15 protein-coding genes are annotated in these 19068 nt (G+C 57.7%); 9 read left to right on the plus strand and 6 right to left on the minus strand.

The features are described 5' to 3' along the window. The 9 genes from citF to folA all read left to right on the plus strand — a co-directional run bounded on the left by citF (window position 1) and on the right by folA (window position 12073). Window positions 1–1527: a citrate lyase subunit alpha gene (gene citF / locus DR88_RS22385; protein WP_025860625.1), complete on the plus strand. Its 1527-nt coding sequence runs from the start codon at window positions 1–3 to the stop codon at window positions 1525–1527. Window positions 1528–1545: 18 nt separating this feature from the next. Beyond that, window positions 1546–2454 (plus strand): triphosphoribosyl-dephospho-CoA synthase CitG, encoded by a 909-nt coding sequence (gene citG / locus DR88_RS22380; RefSeq protein ID WP_004222628.1) that lies wholly within the window; start codon window positions 1546–1548, stop codon window positions 2452–2454. A 228-nt stretch (window positions 2455–2682) separates the two neighbouring features. Further along, entirely contained in the window at window positions 2683–3504 is an 822-nt protein-coding gene (dapB, locus tag DR88_RS22375; protein ID WP_025860628.1) for a 4-hydroxy-tetrahydrodipicolinate reductase, read from the plus strand. Window positions 3505–3961: 457 nt separating this feature from the next. Next, window positions 3962–5110, plus strand: coding sequence for a glutamine-hydrolyzing carbamoyl-phosphate synthase small subunit (gene carA, locus DR88_RS22370; protein WP_004177433.1), 1149 nt, complete (start codon window positions 3962–3964; stop codon window positions 5108–5110). A 159-nt stretch (window positions 5111–5269) separates the two neighbouring features. Continuing rightward, window positions 5270–8494 (plus strand): carbamoyl-phosphate synthase large subunit, encoded by a 3225-nt coding sequence (gene carB, locus DR88_RS22365; protein ID WP_002888056.1) that lies wholly within the window; start codon window positions 5270–5272, stop codon window positions 8492–8494. A gap of 169 nt (window positions 8495–8663) precedes the next feature. Further along, window positions 8664–8897, plus strand: a complete 234-nt coding sequence (locus DR88_RS22360; RefSeq protein ID WP_002888059.1) for a YgdI/YgdR family lipoprotein — start codon at window positions 8664–8666, stop codon at window positions 8895–8897. 131 nt (window positions 8898–9028) lie between these two features. Further along, entirely contained in the window at window positions 9029–9562 is a 534-nt protein-coding gene (kefF, locus tag DR88_RS22355) for a glutathione-regulated potassium-efflux system oxidoreductase KefF (RefSeq protein WP_002888068.1), read from the plus strand. Then, complete coding sequence (gene kefC, locus DR88_RS22350; protein ID WP_004145992.1) at window positions 9555–11420, plus strand: glutathione-regulated potassium-efflux system protein KefC; 1866 nt, start codon at window positions 9555–9557, stop codon at window positions 11418–11420. Before kefF ends, kefC begins: the two co-directional genes overlap by 8 nt. A 173-nt stretch (window positions 11421–11593) precedes the next feature. After that, a complete protein-coding gene (gene folA / locus DR88_RS22345; protein ID WP_002888320.1) occupies window positions 11594–12073 on the plus strand; it encodes a type 3 dihydrofolate reductase in 480 nt (159 codons plus the stop codon). 252 nt (window positions 12074–12325) lie between these two features. Here folA and apaH read toward each other — a convergent pair whose 3' ends face one another. Genes apaH through lptD form a run of 6 tightly spaced genes read right to left on the minus strand, consistent with a single transcriptional unit; the run spans window position 12326 to window position 19061 of the window. Further along, window positions 12326–13174 carry a bis(5'-nucleosyl)-tetraphosphatase (symmetrical) ApaH gene (apaH, locus tag DR88_RS22340; protein WP_002888321.1) on the minus strand — a complete coding sequence of 283 codons (849 nt, stop codon included), beginning with the start codon at window positions 13172–13174 and terminating at the stop codon, window positions 12326–12328. A 4-nt stretch (window positions 13175–13178) separates the two neighbouring features. Next, a complete protein-coding gene (gene apaG / locus DR88_RS22335) occupies window positions 13179–13556 on the minus strand; it encodes a Co2+/Mg2+ efflux facilitator ApaG/CorD (RefSeq protein WP_004182901.1) in 378 nt (125 codons plus the stop codon). A 2-nt stretch (window positions 13557–13558) separates the two neighbouring features. Continuing rightward, a complete protein-coding gene (gene rsmA, locus DR88_RS22330) occupies window positions 13559–14380 on the minus strand; it encodes a 16S rRNA (adenine(1518)-N(6)/adenine(1519)-N(6))-dimethyltransferase RsmA (RefSeq protein ID WP_002888324.1) in 822 nt (273 codons plus the stop codon). Beyond that, window positions 14377–15366, minus strand: a complete 990-nt coding sequence (gene pdxA, locus DR88_RS22325) for a 4-hydroxythreonine-4-phosphate dehydrogenase PdxA (protein ID WP_002888327.1) — start codon at window positions 15364–15366, stop codon at window positions 14377–14379. The genes rsmA and pdxA overlap by 4 nt, the downstream gene beginning before the upstream one ends. Window positions 15367–15371: 5 nt before the next feature. Next, on the minus strand, window positions 15372–16658 hold the full coding sequence (gene surA / locus DR88_RS22320) for a peptidylprolyl isomerase SurA (protein ID WP_002888329.1): 1287 nt from the start codon (window positions 16656–16658) through the stop codon (window positions 15372–15374). Window positions 16659–16712: 54 nt separating this feature from the next. Further along, window positions 16713–19061: an LPS assembly protein LptD gene (gene lptD / locus DR88_RS22315; protein WP_004147026.1), complete on the minus strand. Its 2349-nt coding sequence runs from the start codon at window positions 19059–19061 to the stop codon at window positions 16713–16715. Window positions 19062–19068 lie beyond the last annotated feature (7 nt).

The following is a 19068-nucleotide window of genomic DNA, read 5'->3' on the forward strand; positions in this document are numbered from 1 at the left end:
ATGAAAGACACAGTAGCAATGCTTAATCAGCAGTACGTGATGCCGAATGGACTGACATCTTATGCCGGCGTAACGGCGAAAAGTCCCTGGCTGGCGAGTGAGAGCGAAAAGCGCCAGCGCAAAATCTGCGATTCGCTGGAAACGGCAATCCGTCGCTCCGGCCTGCAAAACGGCATGACCATCTCGTTTCACCACGCGTTTCGCGGCGGTGACAAAGTCGTCAATATGGTAGTGGCGAAGCTGGCGGAAATGGGTTTTCGCGATCTCACCCTGGCGTCCAGTTCGCTGATCGACGCCCACTGGCCGCTGATCGAGCATATTAAAAATGGCGTGATCCGCCAGATCTACACCTCCGGCCTGCGCGGCAAGTTGGGCGAGGAGATCTCCGCCGGTTTAATGGAAAACCCGGTGCAGATCCACTCCCACGGCGGTCGCGTACAGCTGATTCAAAGCGGCGAGCTGTCGATTGATGTCGCGTTTCTCGGCGTTCCTTGCTGCGATGAGTTTGGCAACGCCAACGGCTTTAGCGGTAAATCACGCTGCGGTTCGCTGGGCTACGCGCGCGTCGATGCCGAGCACGCTAAATGCGTGGTGCTGCTGACCGAAGAGTGGGTGGATTATCCTAACTATCCGGCCAGTATTGCCCAGGATCAGGTGGATCTGATAGTCCAGGTAGATGAAGTCGGCGATCCGCAAAAAATTACCGCGGGTGCCATCCGTCTGACCAGCAACCCGCGCGAGCTGCTGATCGCCCGCCAGGCGGCGAAAGTCGTTGAGCACTCCGGTTACTTTAAAGAGGGTTTCTCGCTGCAGACCGGTACCGGCGGCGCCTCGCTGGCAGTAACTCGCTTCCTTGAAGATAAAATGCGCCGTAACGGCATTACCGCCAGCTTCGGCCTCGGCGGTATCACCGGGACGATGGTCGATTTGCACGAAAAAGGGTTGATCAAAACGCTGCTCGATACCCAGTCCTTCGATGGTGACGCGGCGCGTTCGCTGGCGCAGAACCCGAACCATGTCGAGATCTCCACCAATCAGTATGCCAGCCCGGGCTCCAAAGGCGCCTCCTGCGAGCGCTTAAACGTGGTGATGCTCAGCGCGCTGGAAATTGATATCGACTTTAACGTTAACGTGATGACCGGTTCTAACGGTGTGCTGCGCGGGGCGTCCGGTGGCCATAGCGATACCGCCGCCGGTGCGGATTTGACCATTATTACCGCGCCGTTAGTTCGCGGCCGTATTCCCTGCGTCGTGGAAAAGGTGCTGACCCGCGTCACGCCGGGGGCCAGCGTGGATGTGCTGGTCACTGACCACGGCATTGCGGTCAACCCGGCACGTCAGGACCTGATCGACAATTTGCGCAGCGCAGGCATTCCGCTGATGACCATTGAGGAACTGCAGCAGCGTGCTGAGCTGTTGACTGGCAAGCCGCAGCCGATCGAATTCACCGATCGGGTGGTGGCGGTGGTGCGCTATCGCGACGGTTCGGTCATCGATGTGATTCGTCAGGTGAAAAACAGCGACTAAACGCAGAGGGGAAAGGCCATGAGCGACGTGTTAATTAATCCTGCGCGTGTGCGGCGCGTGAAGCCACTGAGTGCCGAAGAGGTGGTCAGCGCGGTAGAGCGCGCGCTGTTGACCGAAGTTCGCCTGACCCCAAAGCCCGGGTTGGTGGATATTCGTAACGCTGGTGCGCACTGGGATATGGATCTGGCCTCGTTTGAGGCCAGCACCGCGGTGGTGGCTCCGTGGATGGAGAAATTTTTCATCATGGGCCACGATACTGCGGCGGTCGCGCCGGAGCAGGTATTGATGATGCTGCGCCCGGTAGGGATGGCCTGTGAGAACGATATGCTGGAGGCCACCGGCGGGGTGAATACCCATCGCGGGGCGATCTTCGCTTTTGGCCTGCTCAGCGCGGCGGCGGGCAGGCTGGTGTCGAAAGGTGAGCCGATAGAGCAGCACCGGCTTTGCGACCAGGTGGCGCGCTTCTGTCGCGGCATGGTTATGCAGGAGTTGTCTTCTGCTGGCGGGGAACGGCTCAGTAAAGGCGAGGCTCATTTTCTGCGCTATGGTCTCTCCGGGGCCCGCGGCGAGGCGGAGAGCGGTTTCCTGACGGTGCGTACCCAGGCCATGCCAGTCTTTACCCGCATGATGGAAGAGACCGGCGACAGTAATCTGGCGCTACTGCAAACCCTGCTGCATCTGATGGCGTGGAATGATGACACCAACCTGGTCTCGCGCGGCGGGCTTGCCGGGCTGAACTTTGTCCAGCAGGAGGCGCAGCGACTGCTGTGGCAGGGCGGCGTGCTGGCGGACGGCGGGCTGGAGGCGCTGCGACAGTTTGACGATGAGCTGATTGCCCGCCATCTCAGCCCCGGCGGCAGCGCCGATCTGTTGGCGGTGACCTGGTTTTTATCCGCGTTTCCCGCCGGCGCGCTTTTCCCGCTGTAACCCACTGCAATACCGCCTTCGCCCGCACTGTACGGGCGAAGGCGCCATCATTAGCCTTCCCGGTTGTCATCCGGTAAACACGGAATCGCGGCACAATCGTATAGTTTTTACTGATATCGTCCGCCGTTTGTCATAAATTTCTAATTATCGGCGTTTTTGAGTAGCGGCCCGCTGACGGGCTGGTTACTCTGAAAACAATTTACGTAATGTTAACAAAAGAGAATAGCTATGCATGATGCACAAATCCGCGTGGCCATCGCCGGCGCGGGCGGCCGGATGGGACGCCAGTTAATTCAGGCTGCAATGCAGATGGAAGGCGTGGCGCTGGGCGTGGCGCTGGAGCGCGAAGGGTCAAGCCTGGTGGGCAGCGACGCCGGCGAGCTGGCGGGCGCCGGCAAAGCGGGCGTCGCGGTGCAGAGCAGCCTGGCGGCGGTAAAAGATGATTTCGACGTGTTGATCGATTTTACCCGCCCGGAAGGCACGCTGAACCATCTGGCGTTTTGCCGCGAGCACGGCAAAGGGATGGTCATCGGCACCACCGGTTTTGACGACGCTGGCAAACAGGCGATTCGCGATGCCGCGCAGGACATTGCCATTGTCTTCGCCGCTAACTTTAGCGTTGGCGTCAACGTCCTGTTGAAGCTGCTGGAGAAGGCGGCAAAGGTGATGGGCGACTATACCGACATCGAAATTATCGAAGCGCACCACCGGCATAAAGTGGATGCGCCGTCAGGCACCGCGCTGGCGATGGGCGAAGCGATCGCCGGGGCATTGAACAAAGATCTCAAGGACTGCGCGGTCTACAGTCGTGAAGGCTACACTGGCGAACGCGTCCCGGGCACCATCGGCTTCGCGACCGTTCGCGCGGGGGATATCGTCGGGGAGCATACGGCAATGTTTGCTGACATCGGTGAGCGTATTGAAATCACCCATAAAGCGTCCAGCCGCATGACCTTTGCAAATGGCGCTGTTCGTTCAGCATTATGGCTGAAAGGCAAGAAAAATGGCCTGTTTGATATGCGTGATGTGCTGGATCTGAATAGTTTATAACGATTGTTAACCATCGTGATGTGGTTATTGCTATCAATAAGTTATTGATGCAGAGGGCAATATTTTGTTGCCCTTTTTTATTTTTGCGAATTATGGCGTATGTTTTAAGTGTAATGCGTAAAAAATACAGTATTAGCGTGTTTTTTAGTGAATGAAATGTAAATTTTGACCATCTGGTCCACTTTTTTGTCGATCATCCCTCTGTTTTACACTCTTCCACATCCGCAAGCGTTTTCTCAGCCAGGTTTGTTGATCTTTTTGGCGTAAAAATCACGTGTTACGCACCAGTGGCGTAAAATGACATTAAAAATCTCCGCTTTAAGTTGACTTTTATCCGACATCTCTCCAGAATGCCGCCGTTTGCCAAAAATCTGCGGGCAACAGATTTGCATTGATTCAGATCGTATTTATGAATTAATATGCAAATAAAGTGAGTGGATATTCTCTGGAGGATGTTTTGATTAAGTCAGCGCTATTGGTTCTGGAAGACGGAACCCAGTTTCACGGTCGGGCCATCGGGGCAACCGGCACGGCGGTTGGGGAAGTCGTTTTCAATACTTCAATGACCGGTTATCAAGAAATCCTCACTGATCCTTCCTATTCCCGCCAAATCGTCACTCTTACTTATCCTCATATTGGTAATGTCGGCACCAACGCCGCCGATGAAGAATCTTCTCAGGTACATGCGCAGGGTCTGGTTATTCGCGACCTGCCGCTGATTGCCAGCAACTTCCGCAGTACTGAAGACCTCTCTTCTTATCTGAAGCGCCATAACATCGTGGCGATTGCCGATATCGATACCCGCAAGCTGACGCGTCTGCTGCGTGAGAAAGGGGCGCAGAACGGCTGCATCATCGCGGGCGACAGCCCGGATGCCCAGCTGGCGCTGGAAAAAGCGAAAGCGTTCCCGGGCCTGAACGGCATGGACTTGGCGAAGGAAGTGACCACCGCAGAAACCTATAGCTGGACGCAAGGCAGCTGGACCCTGGCGGGCGACCTGCCGGAAGCGAAAGCGGAAAGCGAGCTGCCGTTCCACGTTGTGGCATATGACTTCGGCGCGAAACGCAACATCCTGCGCATGCTGGTTGACCGCGGCTGCCGCCTGACGGTGGTGCCGGCGAAGACCTCCGCCGCGGACGTGCTGGCGCTCAATCCGGACGGTATCTTCCTCTCCAACGGCCCTGGCGACCCGGCGCCGTGCGATTACGCTATCGAGGCGATTGAAAAATTCCTTGAGACCGATATTCCGGTATTCGGCATCTGCCTTGGCCATCAGCTACTGGCGCTGGCGAGCGGTGCCAAGACCATTAAGATGAAGTTCGGCCACCACGGCGGCAACCACCCGGTGAAAGATATTGATAACAACGTGGTGATGATCACTGCCCAGAACCATGGTTTCGCCGTAGATGAGGCGACGCTGCCGGCCAACCTGCGCGTGACCCATAAGTCGCTGTTCGACGGCACCCTGCAGGGGATCCATCGTACCGACAAACCGGCGTTCAGCTTCCAGGGGCACCCTGAAGCGAGCCCGGGGCCGCACGATGCCGCGCCGCTGTTCGACCACTTTATCGAGTTAATTGAGCTCTACCGTCAGTCCGCGAAATAATCAGAACCTGTTTATGTTCTGCTGTGCTCGGGAATACGGCGTTAAAAATTTGTTCAAAATGCTCATTTACGTTTTGTAAACTGCGCTTTCTCACAAATTTTTTCCTTGTCTACCCATCGCTCGCGACGACCATAAACAGGTTCTTCGGAGAAGAAAGCAATGCCAAAACGTACAGACATAAAAAGTATCCTGATTCTGGGCGCGGGCCCGATTGTTATCGGTCAGGCGTGTGAGTTTGACTACTCCGGCGCCCAGGCGTGTAAAGCGCTGCGCGAAGAGGGCTACCGCGTTATCCTGGTGAACTCTAACCCGGCGACCATCATGACCGACCCGGAAATGGCCGATGCCACCTACATCGAGCCGATTCACTGGGAAGTGGTGCGTAAAATCATCGAAAAAGAGCGCCCGGATGCGGTGCTGCCGACCATGGGCGGCCAGACGGCGCTGAACTGCGCGCTCGAGCTGGAGCGTCAGGGGGTACTGGCTGAATTCGGCGTGACCATGATTGGTGCCACCGCCGATGCGATTGATAAAGCCGAAGACCGTCGCCGTTTCGATATCGCAATGAAAAAAATCGGCCTCGACACCGCGCGCTCTGGTATCGCCCACACGATGGAAGAGGCGCTGGCGGTTGCCGCCGACGTTGGTTTCCCGTGCATCATCCGTCCGTCCTTCACCATGGGCGGCACCGGCGGCGGTATCGCCTATAACCGCGAAGAGTTCGAAGAAATTTGCGAACGCGGCCTGGATCTCTCTCCGACCAACGAACTGCTGATCGATGAATCGCTGATCGGCTGGAAAGAGTACGAGATGGAAGTGGTGCGCGATAAGAACGATAACTGCATCATCGTCTGCTCCATCGAAAACTTCGACGCCATGGGGATCCACACCGGTGACTCCATCACCGTTGCCCCGGCGCAGACCCTGACCGACAAAGAGTACCAGATCATGCGTAACGCCTCGATGGCGGTGCTGCGTGAAATCGGCGTCGAAACCGGCGGCTCTAACGTGCAGTTCGCGGTCAACCCGAAAAACGGTCGCCTGATCGTTATCGAAATGAACCCGCGCGTCTCCCGCTCCTCGGCGCTGGCCTCTAAGGCCACCGGCTTCCCGATTGCTAAAGTGGCAGCCAAGCTGGCGGTAGGTTATACCCTTGACGAGCTGATGAACGACATCACCGGCGGCCGCACCCCGGCTTCCTTTGAACCGTCCATCGACTACGTGGTCACTAAAATCCCACGCTTTAACTTCGAAAAATTCGCCGGCGCCAACGACCGTCTGACCACCCAGATGAAGTCTGTCGGCGAAGTGATGGCGATTGGCCGTACCCAGCAGGAATCTTTGCAGAAAGCGCTGCGCGGTCTGGAAGTGGGCGCTACCGGCTTTGACCCGAAAGTGAGCCTCGACGACCCGGAAGCGCTGACCAAAATCCGCCGCGAGCTGAAAGATGCCGGCGCTGAGCGTATCTGGTATATCGCTGACGCGTTCCGCGCGGGCCTCTCGGTTGACGGCGTCTTCAACCTGACCAACATCGACCGCTGGTTCCTGGTACAGATTGAAGAGCTGGTCCGTCTGGAAGAGAAAGTGGCGGAAGTGGGCATCAACGGCCTCGACGCTGACTTCCTGCGCACCCTGAAGCGTAAAGGCTTTGCCGATGCGCGTCTGGCGAAGCTGGCGGGCGTGCGGGAAGCGGAAATCCGCAAGCTGCGCGACCAGTATGACCTGCACCCGGTCTACAAGCGCGTGGACACCTGCGCTGCGGAATTTGCTACCGATACCGCCTACATGTACTCCACTTATGAAGAAGAGTGTGAGTCCAACCCGTCCGTTGACCGCGATAAAATCATGGTCCTCGGCGGCGGCCCGAACCGTATCGGTCAGGGTATCGAATTCGACTACTGCTGCGTACACGCCTCGCTGGCGCTGCGCGAGGACGGTTACGAGACCATCATGGTCAACTGTAACCCGGAAACCGTCTCTACCGACTACGACACCTCCGACCGTCTGTATTTTGAGCCGGTGACCCTGGAAGACGTGCTGGAAATCGTGCGCATCGAGAAGCCAAAAGGCGTTATCGTCCAGTACGGCGGCCAGACCCCGCTGAAGCTGGCTCGTGCCCTGGAAGCTGCCGGCGTGCCGGTTATCGGTACCAGTCCGGACGCTATCGACCGGGCGGAAGACCGTGAGCGCTTCCAGCACGCGGTTGACCGTCTGAAGCTGAAGCAGCCGGCGAACGCCACCGTCACCGCCATTGAGCAGGCGGTAGAGAAAGCGAAAGAGATTGGCTACCCGCTGGTGGTACGTCCGTCTTATGTGCTCGGCGGCCGGGCGATGGAGATCGTCTATGACGAGCAGGATCTGCGCCGCTACTTCCAGACCGCGGTCAGCGTCTCCAACGACGCGCCGGTGCTGCTGGATCGCTTCCTCGACGATGCGATTGAAGTGGATGTCGATGCCATCTGCGATGGCGAAATGGTGCTGATTGGCGGCATCATGGAGCATATCGAGCAGGCAGGCGTTCACTCCGGCGACTCCGCCTGTTCCCTGCCGGCCTACACCCTGAGCAAAGAGATTCAGGATGTAATGCGCGAGCAGGTGCAGAAGCTGGCCTTCGAGCTGCAGGTTCGCGGCCTGATGAACGTCCAGTTCGCGGTGAAAGATAACGAAGTTTATCTGATTGAGGTCAACCCGCGTGCGGCGCGTACCGTACCGTTCGTCTCCAAAGCCACCGGCGTCCCGCTGGCGAAAGTGGCGGCGCGCGTGATGGCCGGTAAGACGCTTGCGCAGCAGGGCGTGACCAAAGAGATCATCCCGCCGTACTACTCGGTGAAAGAGGTGGTCCTGCCGTTCAATAAATTCCCGGGCGTTGACCCGCTGTTAGGGCCAGAAATGCGCTCCACCGGGGAAGTGATGGGCGTCGGCCGCACCTTTGCCGAAGCGTTCGCCAAAGCGCAGCTGGGCAGCAACTCGACCATGAAGAAACAGGGTCGCGCGCTGCTCTCCGTCCGCGAAGGCGATAAAGAGCGCGTGGTTGACCTGGCGGCGAAGCTGCTGAAGTTTGGCTTCGAGCTGGATGCGACTCACGGTACGGCGATTGTGCTGGGTGAAGCGGGCATTAACCCGCGTCTGGTGAACAAGGTGCATGAAGGTCGTCCGCACATTCAGGACCGCATCAAGAATGGCGAATATACCTACATCATCAACACCACCGCAGGTCGCCAGGCGATTGAAGACTCCAAGCTGATTCGCCGCAGCGCGCTGCAGTACAAAGTGCATTACGACACCACCCTGAACGGCGGCTTTGCCACCGCGATGGCGCTGAACGCTGACGCCACCGAGAAGGTGATTTCGGTTCAGGAAATGCACGCGCAAATCACTAAATAAGCTTCCCGGCCTGGCCGGATAGCAACAATCCTGGGCTGACGACATCGTCAGCCTATTTTTTTGGGCCGCAGCCATCTTCAGAGAGTTCTGCTTTTAACCCCCTGTCGGGTCAGGCTAACTATAGTTAGCACCATAACGATACCTATTGATGAAAAGACAGGAGGATACAATGCGGAACAATATTCTGGTGGCATCCGCACTGGCAGCGACGGCAATCATGTTCGTGGCCGGCTGCTCATCGAATCAGTCGATCAAAACCACCGACGGCAAGACCATTGTCACCAGCGGCAAACCGCAGGTGGATGATGACACCGGCCTTGTCTCATACAAAAATGCCGAAACCGGCCGCGTGGAGCAGATTAACCGCGACCAGGTGAAGTCCATGGACGAGCTGGATAACTAAGGCCTGACGTTAACCCTCAGGGCGCGCGTTGCGTAAGCCATCGCGACATAAATCACAGTTATCATTGTAAGCGGTTCGCTTAACTGTCTACACTCTTGCTGATTACGACAAGAGCAAACGCAGGCCAATCAATGATTCTGATAATTTATGCGCATCCTTATCCGCAGCATTCTCATGCGAATAAGCGAATGCTTGAACAGGCAGGGACGCTTGAAGGCGTAGAGATACGCTCCCTCTATCAACTCTATCCCGACTTTAATATCGATGTCGCCGCCGAGCAGGCGGCGCTGGCCCGTGCCGATCTGGTTATCTGGCAGCATCCTATGCAGTGGTATAGCGTACCGCCGCTGCTCAAGCTGTGGATGGACAAGGTGCTGTCGCACGGCTGGGCCTATGGTCACAACGGTATTGCCCTGCGCGGTAAATCGCTGATGTGGGCGGTGACCACCGGCGGCGGTGAAAGCCACTTCGACATCGGCTCATTCCCCGGTTTTCCGGTGCTGGCGCAGCCGTTGCAGGCAACCGCGCTTTACTGCGGAATGAAATGGCTGCCGCCGTTCGCTATGCACTGCACCTTTATCTGCGATGATGAAACGCTGCAGGCGCAGGCCCGCCGCTATCGTCAACGCTTAATCGACTGGCAGGAGGCACACCAGAATGGATAGCCACACGCTGATACAGGCGTTGATTTACCTCGGCGCCGCGGCGCTGATTGTGCCCATCGCCGTCCGTCTGGGGCTGGGGTCAGTGCTGGGCTATCTCATCGCCGGCTGTATTATCGGCCCGTGGGCGCTGCGGCTGGTGACCGATGCCGAGGCGATTCTGCACTTTGCCGAGATTGGCGTGGTGCTGATGCTGTTCGTCATTGGTCTGGAGCTCGATCCGCAGCGCTTATGGAAGCTGCGCGCCTCGGTGTTTGGCGGCGGCGCACTGCAGATGGTGGCCTGCGGGGTGTTGATCGGCCTGTTCTGCATGCTGCTGGGCCTGCGCTGGCAGGTGGCCGAGCTGATTGGTATGACTCTGGCGCTTTCCTCAACCGCGATCGCTATGCAGGCGATGAATGAGCGCAATCTGACGGTGTCGCAGATGGGGCGCAGCGCCTTCGCAGTGCTGCTGTTCCAGGATATCGCCGCGATCCCGCTGGTGGCGATGATCCCGCTGCTGGCGGCCAGCGGCGGCGCCACTTCGCTGATGGCTTTTGCCCTCTCCGCGCTGAAAGTGGCCGCAGCGCTGGCGCTGGTGGTGGTCCTTGGGCGCTATCTGACCCGCCCGCTGCTGCGCTTTGTCGCCCGTTCCGGCCTGCGCGAAGTGTTCAGCGCCGTGGCCCTGTTCCTGGTCTTCGGCTTTGGCTTATTGCTGGAAGAGGTGGGGCTGTCGATGGCGATGGGGGCGTTTCTCGCCGGGGTGCTGCTGGCCAGCTCCGAATATCGTCATGCGCTGGAGAGTGATATTGAGCCGTTTAAAGGACTGCTGTTGGGGCTGTTCTTTATCGGCGTCGGCATGTCGATTGATTTCGGCACCCTGGTCACCCATCCGCTGCGTATTGTGATTTTGCTGGTCGGTTTCCTGGCGATAAAAATGCTGATGCTGTGGCTTATCGCCAGGCCGCTTGGCGTACCGCGCGCCCAGCGCCGCTGGTTTGCGGTGCTGCTGGGGCAGGGGAGTGAGTTCGCGTTTGTGGTGTTTGGCGCCGCGCGGATGGCGGATGTACTGGACGGCGAATGGGCAAAAGCGTTGACCCTGGCGGTGGCCCTGTCGATGGCGGCAACCCCCATTCTGCTGGTGCTGCTGACCCGTCTGGAGAAATCGTCCAGCGGCCAGGCGCGTGATGCTGACGAGATTGATGAAGAGCAGCCGCGGGTGATTGTCGCCGGCTTTGGCCGCTTCGGGCAGATAGCCGGCCGTTTGCTGCTCTCGAGCGGGGTGAAGATGGTGATCCTCGATCACGATCCGGACCATGTCGATACCCTGCGCAAATTTGATATGAAGGTTTTCTACGGCGATGCCACCCGGGTCGATCTGCTGGAGTCGGCCGGCGCCGAAAAGGCGGAAGTGCTGATCAATGCCATTGACGATCCGCACGTCAGCCTGGAGCTGGTGGCGAGGGTAAAAGAGCATTTTCCGCATCTGCAGATCATCTCCCGCGCCCGCGATGTCGATCATTACATTCAGCTGCGCCAGGCTGGCGTCGAGGCCCCGGAGCGTGAAACCTTCGAGGCGGCGCTGAAGTCCGGCCGAATGACGCTGGAGGCGCTGGGGCTCGGCGCCTATGAAGCGCGCGAGCGGGCCGATCTGTTCCGTCGATTCAACCTGCAGATGGTCGAAGAGATGGTGGCGATGGCGGAAAACGATGCCGCGTCGCGGGTGGCGGTCTTCAAGCGGACCAGCGATATGCTGACCGGCATCATCAACGAAGATCGTCATCATCTGTCGCTGGTGCAGCGTCATGGCTGGCAGGGTACGGAAGAGGGCAGGCACACCGGGGATATCGCCGATGAGCCGGAAAATAAGCCCTCAGCCTGAGGCTGACCAGTAACATTTTGTTTTCGTTTGGATCCTCTTCTGGCGGCCCACGGTGTGAACGTGGGCTTGCCAGCAAATCAGAAAATTTTCTTATTCTTTACCCTCCGGCCAGTCGACGAAGTTGTACGCTTTCCGTATAGTGGCGACAATTTTTTGCACTCGGGAATGAATGAATGATCAGTCTGATTGCGGCGTTAGCGGTAGATCGCGTCATTGGTATGGAAAACGCCATGCCATGGAACCTGCCTGCCGATCTCGCCTGGTTCAAACGCAACACGTTAAATAAGCCGGTGGTGATGGGGCGTCTGACCTGGGAATCCATTGGGCGCCCATTGCCGGGGCGTAAAAATATCGTGATCAGCAGCAAACCCGGCAGCGACGATCGCGTGCAGTGGGTCTCCTCCGTAGAAGAAGCAATTGCCGCCTGCGGCGATGTGGAAGAGATTATGGTGATCGGCGGCGGCCGGGTGTATGAGCAGTTCCTGCCGAAAGCGCAGAAGCTCTACTTGACCCATATTGATGCGGAAGTGGAAGGCGATACCCATTTCCCGGATTACGATCCGGACGAATGGGAGTCGGTGTTCAGCGAGTTTCATGACGCCGACGCGCAGAACTCCCATAGCTACTGCTTTGAGATCCTCGAACGCCGTTAAGCGGGCAGGATAGCGATAAAAAAACCCCGGTCGCGTCTGGCGTGACCGGGGTTTTCTTTTGCATGAATTGCGCGACGATGGCGCACTCAGTATCTCGTCGTGTTTCCCGTCGCGGGCTTCGTCTTCCTGGAGCGCTGCCCAAGGCTACAAATGGCAAGGAAATGTAGGTCGGGTAAGGCGTTAGCCGCCACCCGACAAAACGACGCAGCAGGTAGCCCGGATAAGGCGCAACGCGCCGCTATCCGGGAAGAGTCAGGACGCGACGGCTTCGCCTTCGTCGAGGCTTTTCTGCCGGTTTGACGGCTGGGTGAAGTACTGCTTATCTTCCCAGCGCAGGCAGGTGAGTTCCCCGCCCCAGCAGCAGCCGGTATCCAGGGCGTAAATCCCCTCCGGCGTGCCGCGTCCCTCCAGCGAAGCCCAGTGGCCAAAGGCAATGCTGTAGGCATTGCTGACCGGGCCGGGAATGGCAAACCACGGCTTCAGCGGCGCCGGGGCGTCCTCGGGCGCTTCCTTCGAATACATATCCAGCTGGCCGTTCGGGAAACAGTAGCGCATGCGGGTAAAGGCGTTAGAGATAAAGCGCAGGCGCGCCAGGCCGCTCAGCTCGTTGCTCCAGTGGTTCGGCATGTCGCCGTACATGGCATCGAGGAAGAAAGGATAGGAGTCGCTGGAGAGCACTGCTTCAACATCGCGCGCGCACTGCTGGGCGGTCTCCAGATCCCACTGCGGCGTAATGCCGGCATGGGCCATCACCAGCTTTTTCTCTTCATCCACCTGCAGCAGCGGCTGGCGACGCAGCCAGTTGAGCAGCTCATCGGCATCCGGCGCTTCCAGCAGTGGTTTCAGACGATCCTTCGGCTTGTTGCGGCTGATACCGGCAAAGACCGCCAGCAGGTGTAAGTCATGGTTGCCCAGCACCAGTCGTACGCTGTCGCCCAGAGATTTGACATAGCGCAGGACCTCCAGCGATCCCGGGCCTCGGGCCACCAGATCGCCGGTCAGCCACAGCGTATCTCTCCGCGGATCGAATTCAACCTGCGCTAATAATGCGATCAGTTCATCGTAGCAACCGTGAACGTCGCCAATAAGGTATGTTGACATTGTTTTAATGAATGAGCGTTGGAACTGCGAGACGGAAAACAGGGATCTCAATACGGAACGGCGCGCCGTCGATATCGATCATCTCATAATGACCCTGCATGGTTCCCAGCGGCGTTTCAATCACTGCGCCGCTGGTATATTGATATTCACCGCCGGCGGGAATATACGGTTGCTCGCCGACCACCCCTTCACCCTGAACTTCAGTCTCACGACCGTGGCCGTTAGTGATGAGCCAGTAGCGGCCAAGCAGCTGAACCTGACTCCGCCCCAGGTTGCGAATGGTGACGGTGTAAGCGAAGACGTAGCGCTCTTCTTCCGGGGAAGACTGCGATTCGATATAGACGCTCTGTACCTGGACACACACCCGGGGCGAATGAATCATGGTTAGCTCTCCTTCGTTGGCAGATTGTCAGACAGCCAGTTGGCCATCAGGCAGTACTGCGCCACGGAAATATTTTCGGCGCGCATGGCCGGGTCGATGCCCAGCTCGGTCAGCACTTCCACGCTGAACAGATTGCCGAGACTGTTGCGGATAGTCTTGCGGCGCTGGTTGAACGCTTCGGTGGTGATGCGGCTCAGCACCCGGATCTCTTTGACCGGATACGGCATGGTGCTGTGCGGCACCAGGCGTACCACCGCGGAGTCGACCTTAGGCGGCGGGGTAAACGCGCTCGGCGGCACTTCGAGTACCGGGATCACCTGGCAATAATATTGCGCCATCACGCTTAACCGACCATACGCCTTACTGTTCGGTCCGGCAACCAGACGATTCACTACTTCCTTCTGCAGCATAAAGTGCATATCGGCGATGGCATCAGTATAGCTGAACAGATGGAACATCAGCGGGGTCGAGATATTGTACGGCAGGTTGCCGAAGACGCGCAGCGGCTGGCCCATTTTCTCCGCCAGTTCGCCAAAGTTCATGGTCATCGCATCCTGCTGATAGATGGTCAGCTTTGGACCGAGGAACGGATGCGTCTGTAGGCGAGCCGCCAGATCGCGGTCCAGTTCGATGACGGTCAGCTGGTCAAGGCGTTCGCCGACCGGCTCGGTCAGGGCCGCCAGGCCGGGGCCGATTTCAACCATCGCCTGGCCTTTCTGCGGGTTAATCGCCGAGACGATGCTGTCGATCACAAACTGATCGTTGAGGAAGTTCTGCCCGAAGCGTTTACGGGCTAAATGGCCCTGATGGACTCGATTATTCATTGGGTATTAACAATCATTTTGATGGCGAGATTAAGCGCCGTGATAAAACTGCCGACGTCCGCTTTTCCCTGGCCCGCTAATTCCAGTGCGGTGCCGTGGTCGACGGAGGTACGAATAAAAGGTAAACCGAGCGTAATGTTCACGCCGCGGCCAAAGCCCTGGTATTTTAGCACGGGCAGGCCCTGATCGTGGTACATCGCGAGTACCGCATCGGCATGATCAAGATATTTCGGCTGAAAGAGGGTGTCTGCCGGCAGCGGACCGCTGAGGTTCATCCCCTTTGCGCGCATCTCTTCCAGCACCGGAATGATGGTGTCTATCTCTTCTGTTCCCATATGGCCGCCTTCGCCAGCGTGCGGGTTAAGCCCGCAAACCAGCACATGCGGCTGGGCAATGCCAAATTTCGTGCGCAGGTCGTGATCGAGAATGGTGATGATCTCGCGCAGTAGCTCGGGGGTAATCGCTTCGCTGATGGCTTTCAACGGCAGATGGGTGGTGACCAGCGCCACCCGCAGCTCCTCGGTCGCCAACATCATCACCACTTTGCTGGCCTTCGCGCGCTCTTCAAAGAACTCGGTATGACCGGTAAAGGCGATACCGGCGTCGTTGATGTTGCCTTTATGCACCGGGCCGGTCACTAACGCCGCAAACTCGCCACTAAGGCAGCCGTCGCAGGCGCGCGCCAGCGTCTCCACTACGTAGGCGCCGTTTTGCACGTTCAGCACGCCGGGCTCCGCCGGGACGTTTAGCGGCACGTTCAGCAGCGTCAGGGTACCGGCGCGCTGAGGAACAGGAGGTTGCGCGGGATCGTAAGGGAGGAGAGATAAAGGAAGACCGAGCCGCTTGGCTCGGTCAGTTAACAGGGCGCCATCGGCGCAAATCACCAGCTCAACTGGCCAGTCGCGCTGGGCAAGCTGCACGACCAGGTCAGGGCCAATCCCGGCGGGTTCGCCGGGAGTGATAACAACTTTACGGGTTTCAGGCATCGATATTAGTTGCTCAGAATTTTAACATACGCACTGGCGCGCTGTTCCTGCATCCAGGTTGCCGCTTCTTCAGAGAATTTGCGGTTCATCAGCATGCGGTAAGCACGATCTTTCTGTGCGGCGTCGGTTCTGTCGACCTGACGGCTATCCAGCAGTTCGATCAGATGCCAGCCAAAGGAAGAGTGCACTGGTCCGCTGGTCTGCCCTTTGTTCAGACGCATCAGCGCATCGCGGAACGCCGGGTCAAAGATGTCCGGCGTGGCCCAGCCTAAATCACCGCCCTGGTTTGCCGAACCCGGATCTTCCGAATAGGTTTTCGCCGCTTGAGCAAACGTGATTTTCCCGCTCTTAATCTCGGCTGCGATCTGTTCCAGCTTAGCCTGAGCCTGGGCGTCGTTCATGATCGGCGACGGTTTCAGCAGAATATGACGGGCGTGAACCTCGGTAACGGAGATATTCTGGGTACCACCGCGCAGGTCGTTGACTTTCAGAATGTGGAAACCAACGCCGGAACGAATCGGACCGACGATATCCCCTTTCTTCGCGGTGCTTAACGCCTGAGCGAAAATTCCCGGCAGCTCCTGGATACGGCCCCAGCCCATCTGGCCACCCTTCAGCGCCTGTTGGTCAGCGGAGTAGGTGATCGCCAGTTTGCCGAAGTTGGCGCCGTTGCGCGCCTGCTCAACGATGGAGTTTGCTTGCTCCTGGGCCGCGGCGACTTCGTCAGAGGTCGGGTTCTCCGGCAGCGGGATCAGGATGTGGCTCAGGTTGAGCTCGGTGCTGGCGTCGTTCTGGTCGCCGATCTGTTTCGCCAGCGCTTCCACTTCCTGCGGCAGCACGGTGATGCGACGACGCACTTCATTGTTACGCACTTCCGAAATCAGCATCTCTTTACGGATCTGGTTACGGTAGGTGTTGTAGTTGATGCCTTCATAGGCCAGACGGCTGCGCATCTGATCCAAGGTCATATTATTTTGTTTGGCGATGTTGGCGATAGCCTGATCGAGCTGGTCGTCAGAGATCTTCACGCCCATCTTCTGCCCCATCTGTAACACGATCTGGTCCATGATCAGTCTTTCGAGGATTTGATGGCGCAGGGTGGCGTCATCCGGCAGCTGTTGGCCAGCCTGACCAGCATTGAGCTTAACCGATTGCATCAAACCATCGACGTCGCTTTCCAGCACGACGCCATTATTGACGACGGCCGCTACTTTATCGACCACCTGGGGGGCAGCGAAACTGGTATTCGCGATCATGGCGATACCGAGAAGCAGCGTTTTCCAGTTCTTCATACTTTTTCCATTTCGATTAACCGCAAATGCGGATGATGTTGTAAACCAGCCGCATCACAGGGAGCTCTGGTACGGTAAAATGTTCGAGCGCAGCATCTGCTGGGTGCCGAGGCCGTAGTTAGAGCTCAGACCGCGCAATTCGATATTGATTCCGAAGGTGTTATCGTATTTGCTCTCGCCGCCGTTGTCGTTGCTGTTCCAGCCGTTGACTTTACGTTCGTAGCCAAGACGGATGGCGTAGCAGCAGGAGTTATACTGCACACCCAACATCTGGTTTGCTGCTTTCCGGGTATTAGTATCGTAGTAGTAGGCCCCGACCACGGACCAGCGATCGACAATCGGCCAACTGGCGGTCATCCCCACCTGCGAAATACCCTGTTTATATTGTGCCGCGGTGGAATATGACGGCAGCGTGGCCTGAATATATTCCGGGCTGGCGTAACGATAGTTAAGCTGGACTAAGCGGTTCTCATCGCGACGGTATTCAATGGTGCCGTTACCAGTGGCAACGTTATCCAGACGCGTATCGTACTGGATCCCCCCGCGCAGACCCCATTCATCGGCAATGCGCCAGTAGGTATCGCCGGCCCAGACCAGTGAACCCGTGGTATCGTTGTTCTCCCAGTTGATGTTGTCATCACCGGTGCGTGACTCGGTGAAATAGTAGATTTGACCAACGGAAATATTAAAACGTTCCACCGCGGCGGCATCATACACGCGCGAGGTGAGCCCGGTGGTGACCTGATTAGCCGACGCGATGCGGTCCAGACCGCTATAGGTACGGTCGCGGAACAGACCGGTGTAATCCGACTGCAACAGCGTGGAGTCGTAGTTGCCGATTTCACTCTGATCGCGGTACGGCACGTACAGATACTGCACGCGCGGTTCCAGCGTTTGGGTGAATCCCTCCTGCAGGTCGCGTTCAAAGACCATTTTGCCGTCGACTTTAAACTGCGGCATTACGCGGCTGACGGACTCTTTATAGTCAGTGCCGTTGGCGGCATTGTACTTATCGAGGTTGCTCTGCTGGTAGTGAGTCGCCAGCAGCTTGGCTTCGGTATTCAGACTGCCCCAACCGTTGGACAGCGGCAGGTTGATCGTCGGTTCGAAGTGAACGCGGGTCGCTTCCGGCATGTTGTTATTCGAGTTAACAAAATGGGCAACCTGTCCATAGAGATGGGTATCGAACGGACCGACATCATTCTGGTAGTAGTTGACGTCGAGCTGCGGCTCAGCCGAATAGGAGTTGCTCGATTCGCGGTCAAAGACCTGGAACTGTTTGGTCGATACCGTGGCGTCAAAGTTCTGGTTGACGTAACCGGCGCTGAATTTCTGCGTCGCATAGCCGTCGGTACTGGAACCATATTTCGAGCTGAAGTCGTTGAAGTAGTCAGGATCGCTGACCTTGGTGTAGTCAGCGTTCAGACGCCATACCTGATCGATAACCCCTGAGTGGTTCCAGTAGAACAGCCAGCGGCGGCTGTTGCTGTCGCTCGAGTGGTCGTCTTCGTAGACTTTATCCGACGGCAGGTAGTCGAATTCAGTTAAGCCGCTGCCGAGCTGGGTCAGATAGCGGAACTCGTTTTCCCACATCACGCCGCCGCGTTTGTTCATATAGTGCGGAGTAATGGTGGCATCGAAGTTTGGCGCGATGTTCCAGTAGTACGGCAGGGAGAATTCCACGCCGTTTTTGGTGCTGTATTTCGCGTTCGGGATCAGGAAGCCTGAACGACGCTTATCGCCCACCGGCAGCTGCAGGTAGGGGCTATAGAAAATCGGCACAGAGCCAAGCTTGAAGCGGGCGTTCCAGATCTCGGCAACCTGCTCTTCGCGATCGTGGATAACTTCGCTGCCGACGACGCTCCAGGTGTCGGAGCCCGGCAGACAGGAGGTAAAGCTGCCGTTTTCGAGAATGGTATAGCGGTTTTCACCGCGCTGTTTCATCAGGTCGGCGGTGCCGCGTCCCTGGCGTCCGACCATTTGATAATCGCCCTGCCAGACGTTGGTATCTTTGGTATTCAGATTCGACCAGGCTTTTGGCCCTTTGAGGATCACCTGGTTATCGTCGTAATGCACGTTGCCCAGCGCGTCCACCGTGCGCACCGGCTGCGCCTGGCCCGCGGCCTGCTGCTGATGCAGCTGAACTTCGTCGGCGCGGAGGCGACTATTCCCCTGGTTAATATCGACGTTGCCGGTAAAGACGGCGTTGTCAGGGTAGTTGCCCTTCGCATGATCGGCGTTAATCGTCACCGGCAGATCGCCAGGACGACCTTCCACGAGCGGACGATCATAGCTTGGCACGCCAAGCATACATTGCGTTGCGAGATCGGCAGCGAGGCCTTGTTGGCTATACAAGGCGCTGGCAATCATCGTAGCCAGGAGGCTGGGAATACGTTTTTTCATACGTTGT

This window comes from Klebsiella pneumoniae (assembly GCF_000742135.1).
GTDB classification, from domain to species: domain Bacteria; phylum Pseudomonadota; class Gammaproteobacteria; order Enterobacterales; family Enterobacteriaceae; genus Klebsiella; species Klebsiella pneumoniae.